Origin of the sequence: Streptomyces gilvus, assembly GCF_022513565.1 — a bacterium.
Lineage (GTDB): Bacteria > Actinomycetota > Actinomycetes > Streptomycetales > Streptomycetaceae > Streptomyces > Streptomyces gilvus.
The window spans coordinates 228,420-247,385 of sequence record NZ_JAKWBE010000009.1 but is presented as its reverse complement, the minus strand read 5'-3'; the positions used below and the strand labels follow the sequence as shown (position 1 = coordinate 247,385).

Sequence of the window (18,966 nt, the reverse complement as noted above, 5' to 3'; positions counted from 1 at the left end):
GGCCGGTCCGGCTGTGCTTTCGGGGCCTGTATGGGGGGCCATCGGCATGATTCGCATCAGGGCTGGGGCTTCCCTTTTCCGCAAGCGCTTGCTCGCGTTGGGGCTGCCCCTGGCGTGGGGCGGCGCGGCCGCCACCTACAAGCTGGCCTGCCCGGTCGCCCAGCAGAACGGGCTGGGCGCGCGCATCGTGGGCAGCGCCGTCTTCTTCGCCGTCGGCACCGGGCTCGTCCTCCATGTACGGCACGCGCTGCTGCGCGAGTTGAGGGAGGCGCGCAAGGTCGCGGGCGCCGCCCAGAGCGTGCTGCTGCGCCCGCTGCCACCGCGGGTGGAGGGGCTGAACGTGGCCGCCGCCCAGCTCTCCGCCGACCGGGGCGTGGCCATCGGCGGTGACCTGTACGAGGTCATCGCCACCGAGCACGGCGTCCGGGTCGTGATGGGCGACGTGCGCGGGCACGGTATCGGCGCCATCGCCACGGCCGCCGCCGTCCTCGGCAGCTTCCGGGAGGCCGTGCACGACGAGCCGGAGCTCGGGGGCGTGCTGCGCAGACTGGAGCGGGCGCTGGCACGGCACTTGAGAGAGCGCGCCCGTGCCGAGCACCCCTCGGCCGGGGCCGAGCCCGACTATCCGGTCGCCGAGGAGTTCGTCACCGTACTGCTCCTGGAGATCCGGCAGGACGGCGAGCTGCGTGTCCTCAACTGCGGTCACCCGTGGCCGTATCGGCTGAGTGGAACCCGCGTCGAGCCCCTGGCCCGCGCGGACCCCCTCCCTCCGCTCGGGCCCTTCCCCCTTCCGCCCGAACTGGACACGGAACACCGCGGTCACCTGCTGCCCGGCGAGACCCTGTTCCTCCACACGGACGGCGCGGAGGACGCCCGCGACAGCCGCGGCCGGTTCTTTCCGTTGGGCGAGGTCCTGGCCCAGTGCGCACGGGATACCCATGCGGCTGCTCCGCAGGCGGTCCTCGGCTCCGTCTTCACCGCGTTGCTCCGGCACACGGCAGGTACACCGACGGACGACGTGGCACTTCTCGTACTGACAAACGATCGTCAGCCTCTACGCCCCAAAGGGGCGCGGGGCGATGACATCAGCGGCTCCGCCGCGCGGGCGCGACCAGCCACGACGCACCCGCAGCCGACCAACCACCTGTAGCTGAACGGCGTCTTGCAGCGCAGCGTGCCGCCGGCAGGCCGTCCGCCCCGCCACGGAGTGTCGGGCAGGCAGCCGGGCGGACGGCATGGATTCGGGCCGCCGCACTGTACGAGGGGGAGCCGGCGGCCCGGCCGGCCTCTTGCGAGGCAATTCAGTCAACCGGCTGGAAACTCTCCGCGACAGTGCGCGCACGCTGCGGATTCCTGTACTCCGTTCACACCCCGTGTGAAGCCGTTCGCACTACTCTGTCCGCACCGAGGCTCCCGGGGGGCATCCATGCAGCCCAACACTCTGCTCGACGCGATCCTGGACGAGGCGGGGATCTCGCACGCGGGGCTGGCGGCACACGTCAATCAGGCGGGGCGGGCGCGCGGTCTCGCGCTGCGGTACGAACACACGGCTGTGGCCCGGTGGTTGAAGGGGCAGCGGCCCCGGGGACAGGTGCCCGACCTGATCTGTGAGGTGCTCGCCGGGCGGCTGCACCGCCCGGTCACCCTCGACGACATCGGTCTCGGCGTCCCCGGTGAGCCCTCCACCCCGCACGCCACCTCGCTGTCCGGCTTCGTCGAGCGGGCCACCGCGCTGTGGCGTTGCGACGAGCAGCAGCGCCCGCACATCCTGGGCGCCCCCGCGGTGACCGGCACGCCCGCGGTCATGCCCGTGTGGGAGTGGGAGAACCCGCCCGAGGACGTCGACGTCTCGCGGGGAGGGCGGCACCGGGTCACTCCCGCCGACCTGGAGATGCTGCGGGCCGCCCGCACGCACTACGAGCAGATGTACCGCAAGGCGGGCGGCATCGCGACCCGGACCCGGATCGTCGGCTTCCTGAACGCCGAGGCCGCGCCGCTGCTGCGGGGCAGCTACACCGACGCCACGGGCCGTCAACTGCACCGGGCCACGGGCGGGTTGGTGGCGATCGCGGGCATCTGCGCGTACGACTCGGACGCGCACGGGCTCGCCCAGCGCTACTTCCACCAGGCCCTGCGACTGGCGAAGGCCAGCGGCGACCGGGGACTGGGCGCCTATGTGATCGCGCTGCTGGTCAACCAGGCCCTGTTCATGCGGGAGTACCGGCAGGCGGTCGCCTTCGCGGAGGCCGCGCTGCGCGCCGCCGGCAAGCACATCACCCCGGCGCTCGCCTCCGACCTGTACGCGATGCAGGCCAAGGCGTACGCGCACCTCGGCGACGGTACGAGCGCGCTGTCCTGTATCCGGCGTGCGGAGCAGGCCGCCGAACGCATCCGGCGGGGGTACGAGCCCGACGAGACCGGCTATGTCCAGCCGGGGCTGGTCAACGTCCAGGTGGCGGAGGCGCTGCTCAGCCTCGGCGAACTCGTGGCGGCGGGGGAGCACGCGGCGGCCGCCGTGGACAACCCGGCGCACGACCGCGGCCGGGTGCACCGGCTCGCCATGCTCAGCACGATCGAACTGCGCCGGGGCAACGCCGACAAGGCGGTGGCCACCGCCGTGCAGATGGCCGAGCAGGCGCGCGGAATGGAGTCGCAGCGGCTGCGCGACAGACTCCGGGCGGTCCGCGAACACCTGGTGCGCAGCGGATGCGCGGGCACCGCCGAGGCCGCCGAACTCATCGACGGTGCGCTGCGCGTGCCGCTCTAGGCCGGTTCCCAGCACCGCCATCCCACAGTCCCTGCTGCGATATTGCCACTTACTCGACGGAAGGTGGCAGAACCGTGCAGTGGACGAAACAGAACGAACAAACTGTGTACTCAAACCGCTGGTTCAGCGTCAACCTCGCGGATGTCGCGCTGCCGGACGGCCGGCATCTCGACCACTTCCTGATACGGCTGCGGCCGGTGGCCGTGGCGACCGTGGTCAACGAGGCCAACGAGGTCCTTCTGCTGTGGCGCCATCGCTTCATCACCGACAGCTGGGGCTGGGAACTCGCCGCGGGCGTCGTGGAGGACGGAGAGGACATCGCCCGCGCGGCCGCCAGGGAACTGGAGGAGGAGACCGGCTGGCGGCCGGGACCCCTGCGCCACCTCATGACCGTGGAACCGTCCAACGGACTCACCGACGCCCGGCACCACATCTACTGGTCGGACGAGGGCGAGTACATCGGACACCCGGTGGACGACTTCGAGTCGGACCGCCGGGAGTGGGTCTCCCTGAAGGTGGTGCCGGACATGGTCGCCCGCGGTGAGGTCCCGGCCGCCAACATGGCGGCCGCGTTACTGCTCCTGCACCACCTCAGGCTCGGGCAGGACACCGTGCGCTGACGGTCAGCGCCCCAGTGCCTGCCAGACCGCCACGACGAGGGCCCCCACCGCCGTGACGGCCGCGATCGAGGGCAGCGGCCAGCGGGCGTGTTCCAGGGTGACGAGCCGGGTGTTCAGCTCGTCCAGTTCCTTGGAGGTCTCCTCGGTGCGATGGGTGAGCAGGGCCAGTCCGCCCTCGACACGCGCGTACGCCACGTCGAGGCGGCGTCGTAACTCTGCGAGTTCTGTCTGGACGACCAAATGCTCGGGGTCGGCGGTCACGAACCGCTCCTTTCCTTGCTCGTCTCTCATCAGTTGCATGCGCACGACGAGTCAACTCGCCTGGTGGGCAGGTGGGGAGAGTGTGCGGTCGGCATATGCGGGCCCGGGGCGCACACGGCGTGTGAACGGCGTGGGCCCGGCACTCCGAAGAGTGCCGGGCCCCTGTTCGTCGCACTGTGTGAGCAGCACCCTGGAGCGGGCACTGTGCACCGGGCGGGCGGTCGTCAGCCGTAGGTGTAGAACCCCGAGCCGGTCTTGCGGCCGAGCCGGCCCGCGTCGACCATGCGCTGCAGCAGCGGGGGAGCGGCGTACAGCGGCTCCTTGTACTCCTCGTACATCGAGTTGGCGATGGAGACGATGGTGTCCAGGCCGATCAGGTCGGACAGCTTCAGCGGGCCCATCGGGTGGGCGCAGCCCATCTCCATGCCGTTGTCGATGTCCTCGCGGCCCGCGATGCCCGACTCGAACATCCGGATCGCGGAGAGCAGATACGGCACGAGCAGCGCGTTGACCACGAAACCGGAACGGTCCTGGGCACGGATCGCGTGCTTGCCGAGGACCTTCTCGGCGAAGGCCTGGGCGCGGCTGAGCGTGCCCTCGGACGTGGTGAGCGCCGGGATCAGCTCGACGAGCTTCTGCACCGGCGCGGGGTTGAAGAAGTGGATGCCGACGATCTGGTCCGGCCGCGAGGTGGCGACCGCCAGCTTCACCAGCGGGATGGAGGAGGTGTTGGAGGCCAGAATCGCGTCGGGCCGGGTCATCACCTGGTCGAGCACCTGGAAGATCTCCGTCTTCACCTGCTCGTTCTCCACGACGGCCTCGATCACCAGATCCCGGTCGGCAAGCTCGCCGAGGTCGGTGGTGAAGCTGAGCCGCGCCTGGGTCGTCGCCAGCTCCTCCTCGGTGATCTTGCCGCGCTCGGCCGCCTTGGACAGGGAGTTGAACAGCCGGGTCCGGCCGATCTCCAGGGCCTCACCCGTGGTCTCGGCGACCTTCACATCCAGTCCGGCCCGGGCGCACACCTCGGCGATGCCCGCTCCCATCTGGCCGCAGCCGACCACTCCGACGCGCTCGATGTCGCTCACATCGTCCCCTTCGCTGGTGTACGAATCCGGCGGGTCTCCCCGTGGTCCGGTTCCTGCTCCGAACCTGCACGTTACCTCCGGCGATCGTTGATCGATCGTTCGGGTCCCGCGTGGCAGTCTGACGCGGGACACGGCCCGGGTCGAGAATCGCGCCCGGACAGGCACTTGGGCATCGGGAGGTAGGGGAATGCTGCACCGGAGGACTCGGCTGTCGCGGCGGGCGTTCGCGGTGACGGCCCTGTCGGCACTCGTGGCGGGGGGTGGCGCGATGGCGGCCGGTGCGGCGATGGCGGGCGGCTCGGGCACCTCGGACGACTCGGACGACTCGGGCCGGCGCAAGGCGTCGCGTCAGTTCCGGGGCGTGTGGGTGGCGACCGTGACCAACCGGGACTGGCCGTCCGAGCCGGGGCTGCCCGTGGACCGGCAGAAGGCCGAGCTGACCGCGATCCTCGACCAGGCCGTCAAGGACCGCCTCAACGCCGTGATCTTCCAGGTCCGTCCGACGGCCGACGCGCTGTGGCCCTCGCCGTACGAACCCTGGTCGAACGTCCTCACCGGCACGCAGGGCCAGGCACCGGGCTGGGACCCGCTGGGCACGGCGGTGAAGGAGGCGCACGCCCGCGGACTGGAACTGCACGCCTGGTTCAACCCGTACCGGATCGCCAACCACACGGACCCGACGAAGCTCGTCGCCTCCCACCCCGCGCGCAGGCACCCGGACTGGGTGGTGACCTACGGCGGGAAGATGTACTACAACCCCGGACTGCCCCGGGTGCGGGCCTTCGTGGAGGACGCGATCCTCGACGCGGTGCGGAAGTACCCGGTCGACGCCGTGCACTTCGACGACTACTTCTACCCCTACCCGGTGGCCGGCCAGACCTTCGACGACGACGAGGCCTACGACCGTTACGGCGGCGCCTTCTCCGACCGGGCCGCCTGGCGCCGGGACAACATCGACAAGCTGGTGCGCGAGACGGCGGCCAGGATCAGGCGGACCCGGCCCGGCACCCAGTTCGGCATCAGCCCGTTCGGCGTGTGGCGCAACTCCGCCACCGACCCGCTCGGGTCGGACACCAGGGCGGGCGTCCAGACGTACGACGATCTGCACGCGGACACCCGCAAGTGGGTGCGCGAGCACTGGATCGACTACATCTGCCCGCAGATCTACTGGAACATCGGCTTCGCCGCCGCCGACTACGCCACGCTCGTGCCCTGGTGGGCGGAGGTGGCCAAGGGCACGCCGACACAGCTGTACATCGGCGAGGCGCTCTACAAGGCCGGTGACCCGGCCCAGCCCGCCGCCTGGCAGGACCCCGCCGAGCTGTCCCGGCACCTCACCCTGGCCGCGCGGTACCCACAGGTTGGGGGACACGCCTTCTTCGCCGCGAACGACGTGGCGACGGACCGGATCGGGGCGATGGCACGGGTGGTCGCCGACCACTACCAGCGGCCGGCGAGACCCCCGCGCTGAACCGGCGGATCAGCGTTGCGTTTCCCTGTGGCGGATCTCGGTGTCGGGGCCGGGGGAGCAGATGCCCGTGTGCCCGTCCTCGAAGCGGACGCGGTACGGGGGGTTGCCCTCCTGGCCCAGGATCTCGACGATCTCGCCGATCTTGTCGTGCTGGCCTACCACCCTGCCGTGCTGGACAAGCTGGTCGCCCACGGTTGCACGCATCTGTAGGGCCTCCTCACCAAGTGCGGGAGCAGCGGTCCGTGGCCTTGAGTCTACGGCGCGGGGGCCTCCTGGGAAGCGGGCCGAACGTCCTCAACCCCGCGCCCGCTGCGTGACGGCGATGCACACGAGTACCGCCGCGGCCGTCAGCGGGGCGGCCACTGTCAGGTGCTCGCCCAGCAGCAGCACCGACCACACCAGTGTGAGCAGGGGCTGCGCCAGCTGCAACTGGCTGGCCTTGGGCACGCCGATCGCCGCCATGCCCCGGTACCAGACCACGAGGCCGAGGAACTGCGAGCCCGCCGCCACCCACAGCAGCCCGGCCACGCTGTGCGCGGTGAGCCGCACGGGCTCGTACGACAGCGCCAGCGCCGCGGCCGGCACGGACACCGGCAGACACAGCACCAGCGCCCAGCCGATCACCTGCCAGCCCGGCATCACCCGGGCCAGCCGGCCACCCTCGGTGTAGCCGGCCGCGCACACCAGCAGCGCGCCGAACAGGTAGAGATCGGCGGTCGTCAGCGCCCCGCCGCTCTGCTGCACGGTGAACGCGACGACCGCGGCCGCACCCGCGAGGGCCGCCGCCCAGAAGGTGCGGGAGGGCCGGGTGCCCGTGCGCAGCGCGGACAGCAGCGCGGTCGTGAGCGGGAGCAGGCCGACCACGACAGCGGCGTGCGCGGTGGTGGACGTCCGCAAGGCGAGCGTGGTGAGCAGCGGGAACCCGACCACGACTCCGGCGGCCACCACGGCGAGCCCCGCCCGGTGACGGCGCTCGGGCACTGGCACCCGCAGGGCGAGCAGACACCCGCCCGCGATGACCGCGGCCAGCACACCGCGCACCGCGACCAGCGACCAGGGCCCGAACCCCTCCAGCCCCCACGCAGTAGCCGGGAAGGTGAGCGAGAAGGCGATGACGCCGAGGGCGGCCTGGAGGGTTCCCCCGGTGCTCCCCCTCGGCGGAACGCCCACCGCTATCGGGATCGGTGCAGTAGCGCTACTCTGTGCTCTCATGCAAGAGCGTAGCAGTGTCGCGGAACTCGCGGAACAGCTGAAGCGGGAGCTCGACCGCTACTCGCCGGGTGGAAAGCTCCCGTCGAGTCGCGCCCTGGTCGAGCGGTTCCGGGTGAGCCCGGTGACGGTCTCCCGCGCCCTGGCCCAACTGGCCGCCGACGGGCTGGTCGTCACCCGGCCCGGGGCCGGCGCGTACCGTGCCGAGCCCCGAGCCACCGCGGCGCCCGCCGGTGACACCTCCTGGCAGGAGGTCGCTCTGAGCGCGGACGGCGCCGCCGACCTCGTGCCGCGCACGGTGGACGCCTCCGGCGTCGTCGTGTCGCTCGCCGCGCCGCCGCCCGGTGTCATCGAGTTCAACGGCGGCTATCTGCACCCCTCGTTGCAGCCGGAGCGGGCGATGGCGGCCGCGCTGGCGCGCGCGGGACGCCGGCCCGGCGCCTGGGGCCGGCCGCCGATGGAGGGGCTGCCGGAGCTGCGCGAGTGGTTCGCGCGCGGTATCGGCGGCGGGGTCGGTGCGGCGGAGGTGCTGGTCGCGGCGGGCGGGCAGTCCGCGCTCACGACGGCCCTGCGCGCCCTCGCCCCGCCGGGGGCCCCGGTGCTCGTCGAATCCCCCACGTACCCGGGCATGTTGGCGATCGCCCGATCGGCAGGGCTGCGCCCCGTCCCAGTTCCCGTGGACCCCGACGGCGTCCGCCCGTCGCTCCTCGCGGACGCGTTCCGCGCGACCGGCGCCCGCGTCGTCGTCTGCCAGCCCCTGTTCCAGAACCCGACCGGCGCGGTGCTCGCCCCAGGCCGCCGCGCCGAGGTGCTCCGCATCGCCCGCGAGGCCGGCGCCTTCGTCGTGGAGGACGACTTCGTCCGGCGGCTCGTGCACGAGGACGCGGGCCCCCTGCCGAGTCCGCTGGTCGCCGACGACCCCGACGGGATCGTGGTCCATGTCGGTTCGCTGACCAAGGCGACCTCGCCGAGCTTCCGGGTCAGCGCGCTCGCCGCCCGCGGCCCGGTCCTCGAACGCCTGCGCGCCATCCAGGTCGTCGACACCTTCTTCGTCCCCCGCCCGCTCCAGGAGGCGGCCCTGGAACTCGTCGGCTCCCCGGCCTGGCCCCGCCACCTCCGCGCGATCTCGGCCCAGCTCAGAACCCGCCGCGACACCATGACGGCGGCCCTCCGCCTCCACCTGCCCGAACTCGCCCTCCCGCACATTCCGTCCGGCGGCTACCACCTCTGGCTCCGCCTCCCCGACGGTACCGACGACGCGGCCCTGACCTCCGCCGCCCTGCGCGCGGGCGTCGCCATCACCCCGGGCCGCCCGTACTTCAGCGCCGAACCCCCCGCCCCGCACGTCCGGTTGAGCTTCGCGGCCGTCGCGGGGACCGGCGAGATCACGGAAGGAGTGCGGCGCCTGCGGGCGGCCTGCGACGAGGTGCTGGGATAACTGTTCGACTCCAGCCGGTCCGCCCTGCGAGCATCCGGCCATGACCGACACCCCGAGCCTGCCCGAGGGCTACGAGATCTCCACCGACCCCGACCGTCTCGACGTGGACCGGGTCCACCAGTGGCTGTCCACCGACGCGTACTGGGCGCAGGGCCGCCCGCGCGACAAGCAGGAACAGGCCATCGCCGGTTCGCTCAACTTCGGGGTGTACGACACGATTTCGGGTGCTCAGGTGGCGTACGCCCGGGTCATCACCGACCGGGCGACCTTCGCCTGGCTGTGCGACGTCTACGTGGACCGGTCCGGCCGCGGCAAGAACATCGGGACGGCGATGGTGGGTGCCGTCCGCGACCACCTGGAGGCCTTCGGTGTGCGCCGTGTCCTGCTCGCCACCGCCGACGCCCATGGCGTCTACGCCAAGCTCGGCTTCGCGCCGCTCACCGATCCCGACCGCTGGATGGCGCTCCTCTTCGCGTGATGTGTCCGACAGGTCCTGACCGCGAAGTAAGTTCTCGGCCACCCTGGGTGACTCGCGCGCACCAGCCCTTGACCTGCGTACATCGGCGACTCACCATCGCCGCATGCCACTTCGGGTCACATTCGTCGCCGCCGCGCGCAGCTCCCCGCTGCTCGCCGAGCGCTTCGAGGACGACCGTCCGCTCGACCAGGCCGGCTGGGACGAGGTGCAGCGCGTCGTCCGCGACCTGATCCCGCTGGCGGCGGCCGAGCTGCGCTACTGCTCGCCCACCCCGCGCAGCCGCGCGACCGGGGACGCCCTCGGCTACACCCCGCTGGTCCAACTCGCCCTGCGGGACTGCGGCATGGGCCGCTGGCGCGGGCTGACCCTGGCGGAGGCGATGGCCCGCGAGCCCGAGGCCGTGGACCTGTGGCTCGCCGACCCGCGCGCCACCCCGCACGGCGGCGAGTCGCTGCTGGAGTTCATCGCCCGCGTCGGCAACTGGCTCGACACCCGGCCCGTCGAGGACGGCGGCCGGATCGTCGCCGTGGCCGAGCCGTCGGTCATCCGGGCCGCCCTGGTGTACGTCCTGAAGGCTCCGCCGTCGACGTACTGGAACATCGACGTCCGCCCCCTGTCGACGACCAGCGTGACGGGCCGCGCCGGACGCTGGAACCTCCGCTTCGACGGGGTGCCGACTCAGCCCACGCGCGCGTAGTCGGTCGTCAGCACGAGGTCCTTCGCCGGACCGCGCACCCGCCACACCGTCCGCCAGTGGTCCGCGTCCAGGACGCTGAACTCGCCCCGGTAGAGGTCCGCCGCACAGGGGTGGTCGGCGACATGGTGACCGGAGGTCAGATCGAGGTGGTGGAAGGGGCGCCCGTCGGCGAAGCGCACGTCGGCCGTCCCCGGTGAGCTCCCCGGCAGGAGGCGCAGGGTGCGCTCGGCGGGCCGGGAGACCCCCTGCCAGACGAACGTCCCGGACTCGAAGTGCAGCAGCCCGCCGCCCTCCAGCGATCCGAACACAGTGGTCCCCTCGAAGCGTCCCGCGTCCCCGCTCGCGAGGTCCCGCACCGCACGCGTCACCCCCCAACGCCCGGCCAGGTACCCCAGGGTGTCGTCCACGGGCCACAACCCGCCGCGTCGCTCCACGGCCCCGACCCTACGTCACCATTGAATTCATCACCAAATTACGTGCCAGGAAATTCCTGTTTCCCCGCCGTTCACCATTTCTCGCGTAAACCTCACGGGTATTCGGAAACGGCATAATTACTCTCCGCGGACGGCACAACCGAACGGATTCGCGGACCGTCTAAGCCGTCGAATCGATAACCCGCGGGGAGTACGAAGAAATGAGTCGCTCGACCCTGTCCAAAGCCGTTTCGAGCGGCCGTTTCAGGACCAGGGGGGCCGCCGCGCTGCTCGCGGCGGTCCTCACCACCGCCGTGTTCTGCGTGGCCGACGCGGCGGCCCGCAGCTACCCCTTCGGACCCCGCACCCGCGACGTCAACGACCTCGGCAACCAGTACGTACCCTTCCACGCCCATCTGTGGGACCTGCTGCACGGCAAGGCCGACGGCGGCCTCTTCGTCAACTGGCAGTCCGGCTTCGGCTCCAGCTTCCTGCCCGACCTCGGCACCTACCTCAGCAGCCCGTTCGCCCTGCTCGTCGGCGTCTTCCCGCGGCACGAGATCGACCTCGCGGTGTACGTGATCACCGTGCTGAAGACGGCCACCGCCGGCGCCGCCATGGCCTGGCTGCTGCTGAGCCTGCGCTCCGGGCGCTGGTGGGCGGCGGGGCTGCTGGGCGCCTCGTACGGGCTGTGCGGCTGGAGCGTGGCCGTCGCCTCCTACAACCCGATGTGGCTCGACGGCCTGATCGCGCTGCCGCTGTTCTGCCTGGTCGGCGAGTGGACGCTGCGGCGCCGCCGGCCGCTGCTCGGCGTGCTGGTGGTGACGGAGGCGTGGATCGCCAACTTCTACACCGCCTACATGGCCACCCTCGCCGCCGGTCTGGTGCTGCTGCTCCGGCTGTGGCTCTCCGACCTCTCGCGCCGTCAGCGGCTGCGGGCCGCCGGCCGCGCAGCCGCCACCGTCGCGCTCGGCGTGGGCCTGGCCGCCCCGCTGGTGACGGTCATCTACTTCGGCACCAAGCACGCCTACCCGGGCCGGGTCGTCCACTTCACGCCCGTGTCGACGGAGGACCTGCTGGCCCGTCTGCTGCCGACGACGTACACCTTCGGCAGCCCCGCGGTCTACGCGGGCACCGCGGCCCTGCTGCTCGCCCTCGCCCTGCCCTTCCACCGGGCGGTCCCGGTGCGGGTGCGCGTCGCCTGGACGGTGCTGGTCGTCGCGGTGACGCTGTCGCTGCAGTGGGAGCCGACCCATCTGGTCTGGCACGCCTTCGCCACCCCGCAGGGCAGCCCGTACCGGCAGGCGTTCGTCCTGTGCGGCCTGATGGTGGTCGCCGCCTGGCACGCGCTGTCGTACGGGCCGCCGGACTGGCGTGCGCTGGGCGCGGCGACCGGTCTGCTGGCGGTGATCACCGCGGTCGCGAGCCGCAGTGCCCTGGTGCAGCACCTCACCTGGGTGGTGCTGTCACTCGCCGTCGTCGGCGCGCTGGGCGGACTGGTCCTGCTGCGGCTCGCCGACACCGTCTCCGCCCCGACCGCCCGACGCGGACTTCGTACCGCGTTCACCGTCCTCGCCGTGGCCCTGCTGTTCGGCGGCCAGTTCGGAGAGGCCATGGCCACCTCCGCCGACGCGTCGAGGCAGCGGCTGCGGCACATGGACAACTACGCGCCCTGGGGCGAGCGGCAGGAGCGCCAGTCGGAGCTGATCGCGCAGAGCGACGACTGGCCCGCCTACCGCACCGACGCGGGCCGCGAGCAGACCGTCGCCAACGATCCGATGCTGGTCGGCGGCGAGGGCGCCCAGTACTACAGCAGCCTCACCTCGGACGTCCTCAGCCGTACGCTCACCGCCCTCGGCGGCGGCTGGACCTCCCGCGGCCGCAGCCTGCAGAGCCTCGACAACGCCGTGACCGACGCGATCTTCTCGATCGGTGCCCGGGTGCACTCGCCGCCCGACCCGCACCAGGACTGGTTCCCGCAGGACGGCACCGCGCCGACCGTCTCCCAGGAGGACGTACCGCCGCTGGTGACGGTGCGACCCTCCGCCGCGTCCGCCGGCGGCTTCGGCGAGTCGCCGTACCGCAACCAGGAGCTGCTGCTGGGCTCCCGGGTCTACACCGTTCCCGCGATCGTCCTGCGGGACGACGCCGGTCAGCCGGTCCAGGGCGGCCAGGTGGGCGCCGGGAGCGCTGCGAAGAGGCCGGTGATCACGGCCCGCTGCCCGGCCGGCAGCCAGGCCTACCTCTGGGCCCCGCGCTTCTCCGGCACCGCGCGGCTGGGCGGGGACACCGCACGCTTCCGCTCGCTCTACCCCCGCAACCGCGCCGCCATGGAGCCGCTCGGCCAGGTCCCCTCCTCCGGGCGGCTGAGCATCACCCTGACCCCCAACCGCCCCGGTCTCGTCCCGGACGGCGCCGTGGGCTGCCTGGACACCGCGCGGCTGCGCTCCGCCGTTGACCGCCTCAAGGCCACCGGCGCCACCCGGGTCACCGTCTCCGACGGCACCATCCACGCCGAACTCCCCGCGGGCAGCAAGGGAACCGCCGTGGTCGCGGCGCCCCGCATCGCGGGCTGGCGCTGCGCCGCGGGCGGCGGGGACGCCCGACCGGCCAAGGAGTTCCACGGTCTGATCGCCGTCCCGCTCGACGCCGACTCGACCAGTCTCACCTGCACCTTCCGCCCGCCCGGGCTACGGCTCGGCACGGTCGTCGGGGCGGCCTCGCTGCTGACCCTGACCCTGCTCGGCGTCCTCACCGCCGTCCGCCGACGGCGCACCCCCGAGCCCTCCTCGTCCGCCACGATCCGGCCGCGCGAGCGCGTGTCCGGCGCACTCTGATCCGCTCCCAGGGGGAAACCCATGCTCATATCGATCGTCGCGCCCTGCTACAACGAGGAAGACGTCATAGAACGCTTCCACGAGGCGGTCCAGAAAGTCGCGGAGGACCTGCTGCCGCTCGGCCACGACATGGAGTTCGTCTACGTCGACGACGGCAGCCGCGACCGCACGCTCCTCGTCCTGGAGAAGCTGGCCGACCTCGACGCCCGGGTGCGGTACGTGTCCTTCAGCCGCAACTTCGGCAAGGAGGCGGCCCTGCTCGCAGGCCTGCGCCACGCCGCCGGCGACTGCGTGGTCGTCATGGACTCCGACCTCCAGCACCCGCCGGAGCTCATCAAGCGCATGCTCGAGCTGCGCGCCGAGGGCTACGACCAGGTCATCGCCCGCCGCACCCGCACCGGCGACCGCTTCACCCGCACCCTCACCGCGCGCCTGTACTACCGGCTTGTGAACCGTCTCGTGGACGTCGAACTCAAGGACGGCGTGGGCGACTTCCGGCTGCTGTCGCGGCGCGTGGTGGACGCGGTGGTGGACCTCACCGAGTACAACCGCTTCTCCAAGGGCCTGTTCGCCTGGGTCGGCTTCCCCAGCACCACCTTCGACTACGAGAACGCCGTCCGCGAGGCCGGCCGCAGTTCCTGGAGCATGCGCAGCCTGCTCAACTACGGCCTCGACGGACTGATCTCCTTCAACAACCGTCCGCTGCGCGCCGCCCTGCACCTCGGCTTCGCCCTGCTGCTGTGCGCCGCCGCGTACACCGCGTGGATCGTGGGCGCGGCCATCATCAACGGCGTGTCGACGCCCGGCTATGTCACCATCATCACGGCCCTCACCGGACTCGCCGGGGTGCAGATGATCATGCTGGGCGTGATCGGGGAGTACACCGGGCGGATCTACTACGAGGTCAAGGGACGCCCGCACTTCCTGGTGAAGGCGACCAATGTGAAACGAGCGAAAGACCTCATTCCGTGATCTCTCGGCAGATGCTGACCTTCGCCGTCATAGGCGTGGTGAACACCGGCACGTACTACGGTTTTTACCTGCTGTTCCTCCCGCGTTTCCCTTATCTTGTCGCGCATATCCTGGCGACCGCGCTCAGCATGGTCGGCTCCTTTTTCCTGAACGCGAGATTCACCTACCGGACGCGGCCCACCTGGCGGAAATTCCTGCTGTTCCCCCTCACCAACGCCGCGAACTTCGTGGTCACCACGGTGGGGGTCTACGTACTCGTCGACCTCCTGGGCCTCGGCAGCCGGTACGCCCCGCTGATCGCCTCCATGGCGGCGATCCCGATCACCTTCGTCGTCTCGCGCTGGATCATGCTGCCGAAGGCGGAGAACGCCCTGGTGGAGGCGGAGCCCAGTCGGATTGCATAAACGTGCAGCGAAACGTATAGTCATGCCATCCAGGAGGAGGATGACATGGCGGTACGTGCGGCGGTGGCCGGGGCGAGCGGATACGCGGGCGGAGAGCTCCTGCGTCTGCTGCTCACGCACCCCGAGGTCGAGATCGGCGCCCTGACCGGCAACTCCAACGCCGGCCAGCAGCTCGGCGCGCTCCAGCCGCACCTGCTGCCGCTGGCCGGCCGGGTGCTCGAGGAGACCACCGCCGACGTCCTCGCCGGCCACGACGTCGTCTTCCTCGCCCTGCCCCACGGCCAGTCCGCCGCCGTCGCCGAACAACTGGGCCCGGACGTCCTGGTCGTCGACATGGGCGCCGACTTCCGGCTGAACGACCCGGCCGACTGGGAGCGGTTCTACGGCTCCGCGCACGCCGGGACCTGGCCCTACGGCCTCCCCGAACTGCCGGGCGCCCGCGCCCGGCTTACGGGGTCCAAGCGCATCGCGGTGCCCGGTTGCTACCCGACCGCCGCCACCCTGGCCCTCTTCCCGGCCTACGCCGCCTCCCTCGCCGAGAACGAGGCCGTGATCGTCGCCGCCTCCGGCACCTCCGGCGCCGGCAAGGCGCCCAAGCCGCATCTGCTGGGCAGCGAGGTCATGGGCTCCATGTCCCCGTACGGCGTCGGCGGCGGTCACCGGCACACCCCGGAGATCGTCCAGAACCTCAGCGCGGCCGCGGGGGAGCGGGTCTCGGTCTCCTTCACGCCGACCCTCGCGCCGATGTCCCGCGGCATCCTCGCCACGTGCAGCGCCAAGGCGGTCGCCGGAGTGACGGCGGAGTCCGTCCGCGCCGCCTACGAGAAGGCCTACGCCGACGAGCCCTTCGTCCACCTGCTGCCCGAGGGCCAGTGGCCCGCCACGGCGTCCGTCCACGGTTCCAACGCCGTTCAGGTGCAGGTCGCGTACGACGAGGCCGCCGGCCGCGTCATCGCGATCAGCGCGATCGACAACCTGACCAAGGGCACCGCGGGCGGTGCCGTCCAGAGCATGAACCTCGCCCTGGGTCTCGACGAGACGACGGGGCTTTCCACGATCGGAGTCGCACCGTGAGCGTCACGGCAGCCAAGGGATTCACGGCGGCGGGCATCGCCGCCGGGATCAAGGAGAACGGCAACCCGGACCTGGCCCTCGTGGTCAACAACGGTCCGCGCCGCGCCGCCGCCGGCGTCTTCACCTCCAACCGTGTGAAGGCCGCGCCGGTCCTGTGGTCCGAGCAGGTCCTGAAGAGCGGCCAGGTCTCCGCCGTCGTGCTCAACTCCGGTGGCGCCAACGCCTGTACGGGCCCCAGGGGCTTCCAGGACACGCACGCGACCGCCGAGAAGGCCGCCGAGGTGCTGGGCCGCGGCGCGATCGAGGTCGCGGTCTGCTCGACCGGCCTCATCGGCGTCCTGCTCCCGATGGACAAGCTGCTGACGGGAGTCGAGGCGGCCGCCGCCCAACTCTCCGAGCACGGAGGCGAGAAGGCCGCCATCGCCATCAAGACCACCGACACCGTCCACAAGACGTCCGTCGTGACGAAGGACGGCTGGACGGTCGGCGGCATGGCGAAGGGCGCGGGCATGCTCGCCCCGGGCCTCGCCACCATGCTGGTCGTCCTCACCACGGACGCGGTGCTCGACGGCGACGTACTGGACACAGCGCTTCGGGCCGCCACCAAGGTCACGTTCGACCGCGTCGACTCCGACGGGTGCATGTCCACCAACGACACGGTGCTGCTGCTGGCCAGCGGTTCCTCCGAAGTCACCCCGGAGTACGAGGAGTTCGCCGAGGCCGTGCGGGCCGTCTGCGACGACCTCGGGCAGCAGCTGATCCGGGACGCCGAGGGCGCCAGCAAGGACATCAGGGTCGAGGTCGTCAACGCCGCGAGCGAGGACGACGCCGTCGAGGTGGGCCGCTCCATCGCCCGCAACAACCTCCTCAAGTGCGCCATCCACGGTGAGGACCCCAACTGGGGGCGGGTGCTGTCGGCGATCGGCACCACCAGGGCCGCCTTCGAGCCGGACCGGCTCAACGTCGCCATCAACGGCGTGTGGGTCTGCAAGAACGGCGGTGTGGGCGAGGACCGCGAGAAGGTCGACATGCGCTACCGCGAGGTGCACATCGTCGCCGACCTCGCCGCCGGCTCCGAGACCGCCACCATCTGGACCAACGACCTCACCGCCGACTACGTCCACGAGAACAGCGCCTATTCGTCATGAGCACCACGCGTAAGCACACCGCGCTCCCCAAGGCCCAGATCCTCATCGAGGCGCTGCCCTGGCTGGTCAAGCACAACGGCAGGACGGTCGTCATCAAGTTCGGCGGCAACGCCATGATCGACGAGGACCTGAAGGCCGCGTTCGCCCAGGACGTCGTCTTCCTGCACCACGCCGGGCTCAAACCGGTCGTCGTGCACGGCGGCGGCCCGCAGATCAGCCGGGCGCTCGAAACCCACGGCATCGTCAGCGAGTTCAAGGCCGGCCTGCGCGTCACCACCGAGGAAGCCATGGACGTCGTACGGATGGTGCTGGCCGGGCAGGTGCAGCGGGAGCTGGTCAACCTGCTCAACCAGCACGGGCCGCTCGCCGTCGGACTGACCGGCGAGGACGCGCACACCATCACCGCCACCAAGCACCAGCCCGAGATCGACGGCGAGTTGGTCGACATCGGGCGGGTGGGCGAGATCACCGAGATCGACACGGGCGCGATCGAGGCACTGCTCGCCGACGGCCGGATCCCGGTCGTCTCGTCGATCGCCCGTAGCCAGGACGACGGACATGTCTACAACGTCAATGCTGATACGGCGGCTGCGGCACTCGCTGCCGCGCTGGGAGCGGAGACGCTCATGGTCCTCACGGACGTCGAGGGCCTTTACGAGGACTGGCCCAACAGCGACGAGGTGATCAGCCGCCTCACCGCTTCCCAACTGGAGAAGCTGCTGCCGGAGTTGAGCTCCGGCATGGTGCCGAAGATGGAGGGCTGTCTGCACGCCGTGCGCAACGGCGTCACCACCGCCCGGGTCATCGACGGCCGGGTCCAGCACTCGATCCTGCTGGAGATCTTCACCGACGAGGGCATCGGCACGATGGTCGTGCCCGACGGACAAGAGGGGGATGCCGGATGACCGCCCACGAGGAGTACGCCCAGCGCTGGCAGGGCTCGCTCATGAACAACTACGGCACCCCGCTGCTGCCCCTCGTGCGCGGCGAGGGCACCCGGGTGTGGGACGCCGACGGCAACGAGTACCTCGACTTCGTCGGCGGCATCGCGGTCAACGCGCTCGGTCACGCCCACCCGGCGATCGTCGAGGCCGTCAGCACGCAGATCGCGTCCCTCGGGCACATCTCCAACTTCTTCATGGCCGAGCCGACCGTCACCCTCGCCGAACGGCTCCTTGCGCTCTTCGGCCGTGAGGGCCGGGTCTTCTTCTGCAACTCCGGGGCCGAGGCCAACGAGGCCGCCTTCAAGATCGGCCGGCTGACCGGGCGCACCCACGTGGTCGCCACCGAGGGCGGCTTCCACGGCCGCACCATGGGCGCGCTGGCGATGACCGGCCAGCAGGGCAAGCGGGAGCCGTTCCTGCCGCTGCCGGGCGAGGTCACGCATGTGCCCTACGGCGACGCGCAGGCGCTGGCCGCCGCGGTGACCGAGGAGACCGCGCTGGTGATCCTGGAGCCGATCCAGGGCGAGATCGGCGTCGTCGTCCCGCCGCCCGGTTACCTCAAGGCCGCCCGCGCGATCACCGCCGCGAACGGTGCGCTGCTGGTCCTCGACGAGGTGCAGACCGGGATCGGGCGGACCGGCCACTGGTTCGAGTACCAGGCGCACGAGGGGGTCCTGCCGGACGTCGTGACGCTGGCCAAGGGCCTTGGGGGCGGGCTGCCGCTGGGCGCGACCGTCGCGTTCGGGCGGGCCGCCGAACTGCTGCGGCCGGGGCACCACGGGACGACCTTCGGCGGCAACCCGGTCGCGTGCGCCGCCGGGCTCGCCGTGCTCGACACGATCGCGAACGACGGGCTGCTGGAGAACGTCAAGCGGCAGAGCGGGGCGCTGCGGGACGGGATCGAGGCGCTGGGCCACCCGTTGATCGACCATGTCCGGGGCGCCGGCCTGCTCCTGGGTATCGTGCTCACCGAGCCGCACGCGCCCCGGGTGCGTCAGACGGCTCAGGAGGCCGGGTTCCTGGTGAACGCGCCCGCCGCCGACGTCGTACGGCTGATGCCGCCGCTGAATCTCGGCGACGACGAGGTGGCGGCGTTCCTGCGGGCGCTGCCCGGCATCCTCGACGGGGACGGATGAGCCGGAGAATGG

Annotated in this window: 19 protein-coding genes; 14 read left to right on the top strand and 5 right to left on the bottom strand. The window is 71.6% G+C overall.

Translation table 11 applies throughout. The features are described from left to right. The first annotated feature begins 46 nt into the window (after window positions 1-46). The 3 genes from MKW14_RS16980 to MKW14_RS16970 all read left to right on the top strand — a co-directional run bounded on the left by MKW14_RS16980 (window position 47) and on the right by MKW14_RS16970 (window position 3,387). On the top strand, window positions 47-1,150 hold the full coding sequence (locus MKW14_RS16980) for a PP2C family protein-serine/threonine phosphatase (RefSeq protein ID WP_240863381.1): 1,104 nt from the start codon (window positions 47-49) through the stop codon (window positions 1,148-1,150). Between the two features lie 276 nt (window positions 1,151-1,426). Then, window positions 1,427-2,767 carry an NsdA family TPR-like regulatory protein gene (locus MKW14_RS16975; protein WP_240863380.1) on the top strand — a complete coding sequence of 447 codons (1,341 nt, stop codon included), beginning with the start codon at window positions 1,427-1,429 and terminating at the stop codon, window positions 2,765-2,767. A gap of 74 nt (window positions 2,768-2,841) precedes the next feature. Next, window positions 2,842-3,387: an NUDIX hydrolase gene (locus tag MKW14_RS16970; protein ID WP_240863379.1), complete on the top strand. Its 546-nt coding sequence runs from the start codon at window positions 2,842-2,844 to the stop codon at window positions 3,385-3,387. A 3-nt stretch (window positions 3,388-3,390) separates the two neighbouring features. Here MKW14_RS16970 and MKW14_RS16965 read toward each other — a convergent pair whose 3' ends face one another. Together MKW14_RS16965 and MKW14_RS16960 are read right to left on the bottom strand one after the other, a co-directional pair. Then, window positions 3,391-3,648, bottom strand: coding sequence for a hypothetical protein (locus MKW14_RS16965; RefSeq protein WP_240863378.1), 258 nt, complete (start codon window positions 3,646-3,648; stop codon window positions 3,391-3,393). Window positions 3,649-3,872: 224 nt separating this feature from the next. Beyond that, a complete protein-coding gene (locus MKW14_RS16960) occupies window positions 3,873-4,733 on the bottom strand; it encodes a 3-hydroxybutyryl-CoA dehydrogenase (protein ID WP_240863377.1) in 861 nt (286 codons plus the stop codon). A 187-nt stretch (window positions 4,734-4,920) separates the two neighbouring features. Here MKW14_RS16960 and MKW14_RS16955 point away from each other — a divergent pair, with 187 nt between their 5' ends. Then, window positions 4,921-6,204 (top strand): glycoside hydrolase family 10-like protein, encoded by a 1,284-nt coding sequence (locus tag MKW14_RS16955; RefSeq protein ID WP_240863376.1) that lies wholly within the window; start codon window positions 4,921-4,923, stop codon window positions 6,202-6,204. A 9-nt stretch (window positions 6,205-6,213) separates the two neighbouring features. On the opposite strand, the gene MKW14_RS16950 is transcribed toward MKW14_RS16955, so the two are convergent. Together MKW14_RS16950 and MKW14_RS16945 are read right to left on the bottom strand one after the other, a co-directional pair. Continuing rightward, on the bottom strand, window positions 6,214-6,408 hold the full coding sequence (locus MKW14_RS16950; protein WP_240863375.1) for a DUF1918 domain-containing protein: 195 nt from the start codon (window positions 6,406-6,408) through the stop codon (window positions 6,214-6,216). A 90-nt stretch (window positions 6,409-6,498) separates the two neighbouring features. Next, the gene (locus tag MKW14_RS16945; protein ID WP_240863374.1) at window positions 6,499-7,416 is read right to left on the bottom strand and encodes a DMT family transporter; all 918 of its coding nucleotides are present in this window, start codon (window positions 7,414-7,416) and stop codon (window positions 6,499-6,501) included. Here MKW14_RS16945 and MKW14_RS16940 point away from each other — a divergent pair. From MKW14_RS16940 to MKW14_RS16930, 3 genes are all read left to right on the top strand, one after another. After that, complete coding sequence (locus MKW14_RS16940; RefSeq protein ID WP_240863373.1) at window positions 7,415-8,851, top strand: aminotransferase-like domain-containing protein; 1,437 nt, start codon at window positions 7,415-7,417, stop codon at window positions 8,849-8,851. The genes MKW14_RS16945 and MKW14_RS16940 overlap by 2 nt on opposite strands. A gap of 40 nt (window positions 8,852-8,891) precedes the next feature. Beyond that, on the top strand, window positions 8,892-9,329 hold the full coding sequence (locus MKW14_RS16935; RefSeq protein WP_240863372.1) for a GNAT family N-acetyltransferase: 438 nt from the start codon (window positions 8,892-8,894) through the stop codon (window positions 9,327-9,329). Window positions 9,330-9,432: 103 nt separating this feature from the next. Then, entirely contained in the window at window positions 9,433-10,026 is a 594-nt protein-coding gene (locus tag MKW14_RS16930; protein ID WP_240863371.1) for a histidine phosphatase family protein, read from the top strand. Here the strand turns inward: MKW14_RS16930 and MKW14_RS16925 are convergent. Continuing rightward, window positions 10,008-10,460 (bottom strand): DUF6314 family protein, encoded by a 453-nt coding sequence (locus MKW14_RS16925; protein WP_240863370.1) that lies wholly within the window; start codon window positions 10,458-10,460, stop codon window positions 10,008-10,010. The genes MKW14_RS16930 and MKW14_RS16925 overlap by 19 nt on opposite strands. A gap of 200 nt (window positions 10,461-10,660) precedes the next feature. Between MKW14_RS16925 and MKW14_RS16920 the strand changes: the two genes are divergently transcribed. The 7 genes from MKW14_RS16920 to MKW14_RS16890 are packed head-to-tail and all read left to right on the top strand — an operon-like array spanning window position 10,661 to window position 18,954. Further along, window positions 10,661-13,276 (top strand): YfhO family protein, encoded by a 2,616-nt coding sequence (locus tag MKW14_RS16920; RefSeq protein WP_240863369.1) that lies wholly within the window; start codon window positions 10,661-10,663, stop codon window positions 13,274-13,276. A gap of 21 nt (window positions 13,277-13,297) precedes the next feature. Continuing rightward, window positions 13,298-14,248, top strand: a complete 951-nt coding sequence (locus MKW14_RS16915) for a glycosyltransferase family 2 protein (RefSeq protein WP_240863368.1) — start codon at window positions 13,298-13,300, stop codon at window positions 14,246-14,248. Between the two features lie 11 nt (window positions 14,249-14,259). Beyond that, complete coding sequence (locus MKW14_RS16910) at window positions 14,260-14,652, top strand: GtrA family protein (protein WP_240863367.1); 393 nt, start codon at window positions 14,260-14,262, stop codon at window positions 14,650-14,652. Window positions 14,653-14,697: 45 nt separating this feature from the next. Further along, window positions 14,698-15,726: an N-acetyl-gamma-glutamyl-phosphate reductase gene (gene argC / locus MKW14_RS16905; protein ID WP_240863366.1), complete on the top strand. Its 1,029-nt coding sequence runs from the start codon at window positions 14,698-14,700 to the stop codon at window positions 15,724-15,726. Then, complete coding sequence (gene argJ / locus MKW14_RS16900) at window positions 15,723-16,874, top strand: bifunctional glutamate N-acetyltransferase/amino-acid acetyltransferase ArgJ (protein WP_240863365.1); 1,152 nt, start codon at window positions 15,723-15,725, stop codon at window positions 16,872-16,874. The genes argC and argJ overlap by 4 nt, the downstream gene beginning before the upstream one ends. After that, window positions 16,871-17,779 carry an acetylglutamate kinase gene (gene argB / locus MKW14_RS16895; protein ID WP_240863364.1) on the top strand — a complete coding sequence of 303 codons (909 nt, stop codon included), beginning with the start codon at window positions 16,871-16,873 and terminating at the stop codon, window positions 17,777-17,779. The genes argJ and argB overlap by 4 nt, the downstream gene beginning before the upstream one ends. Then, window positions 17,776-18,954, top strand: coding sequence for an acetylornithine transaminase (locus MKW14_RS16890; RefSeq protein WP_240863363.1), 1,179 nt, complete (start codon window positions 17,776-17,778; stop codon window positions 18,952-18,954). The genes argB and MKW14_RS16890 overlap by 4 nt, the downstream gene beginning before the upstream one ends. Window positions 18,955-18,966 lie beyond the last annotated feature (12 nt).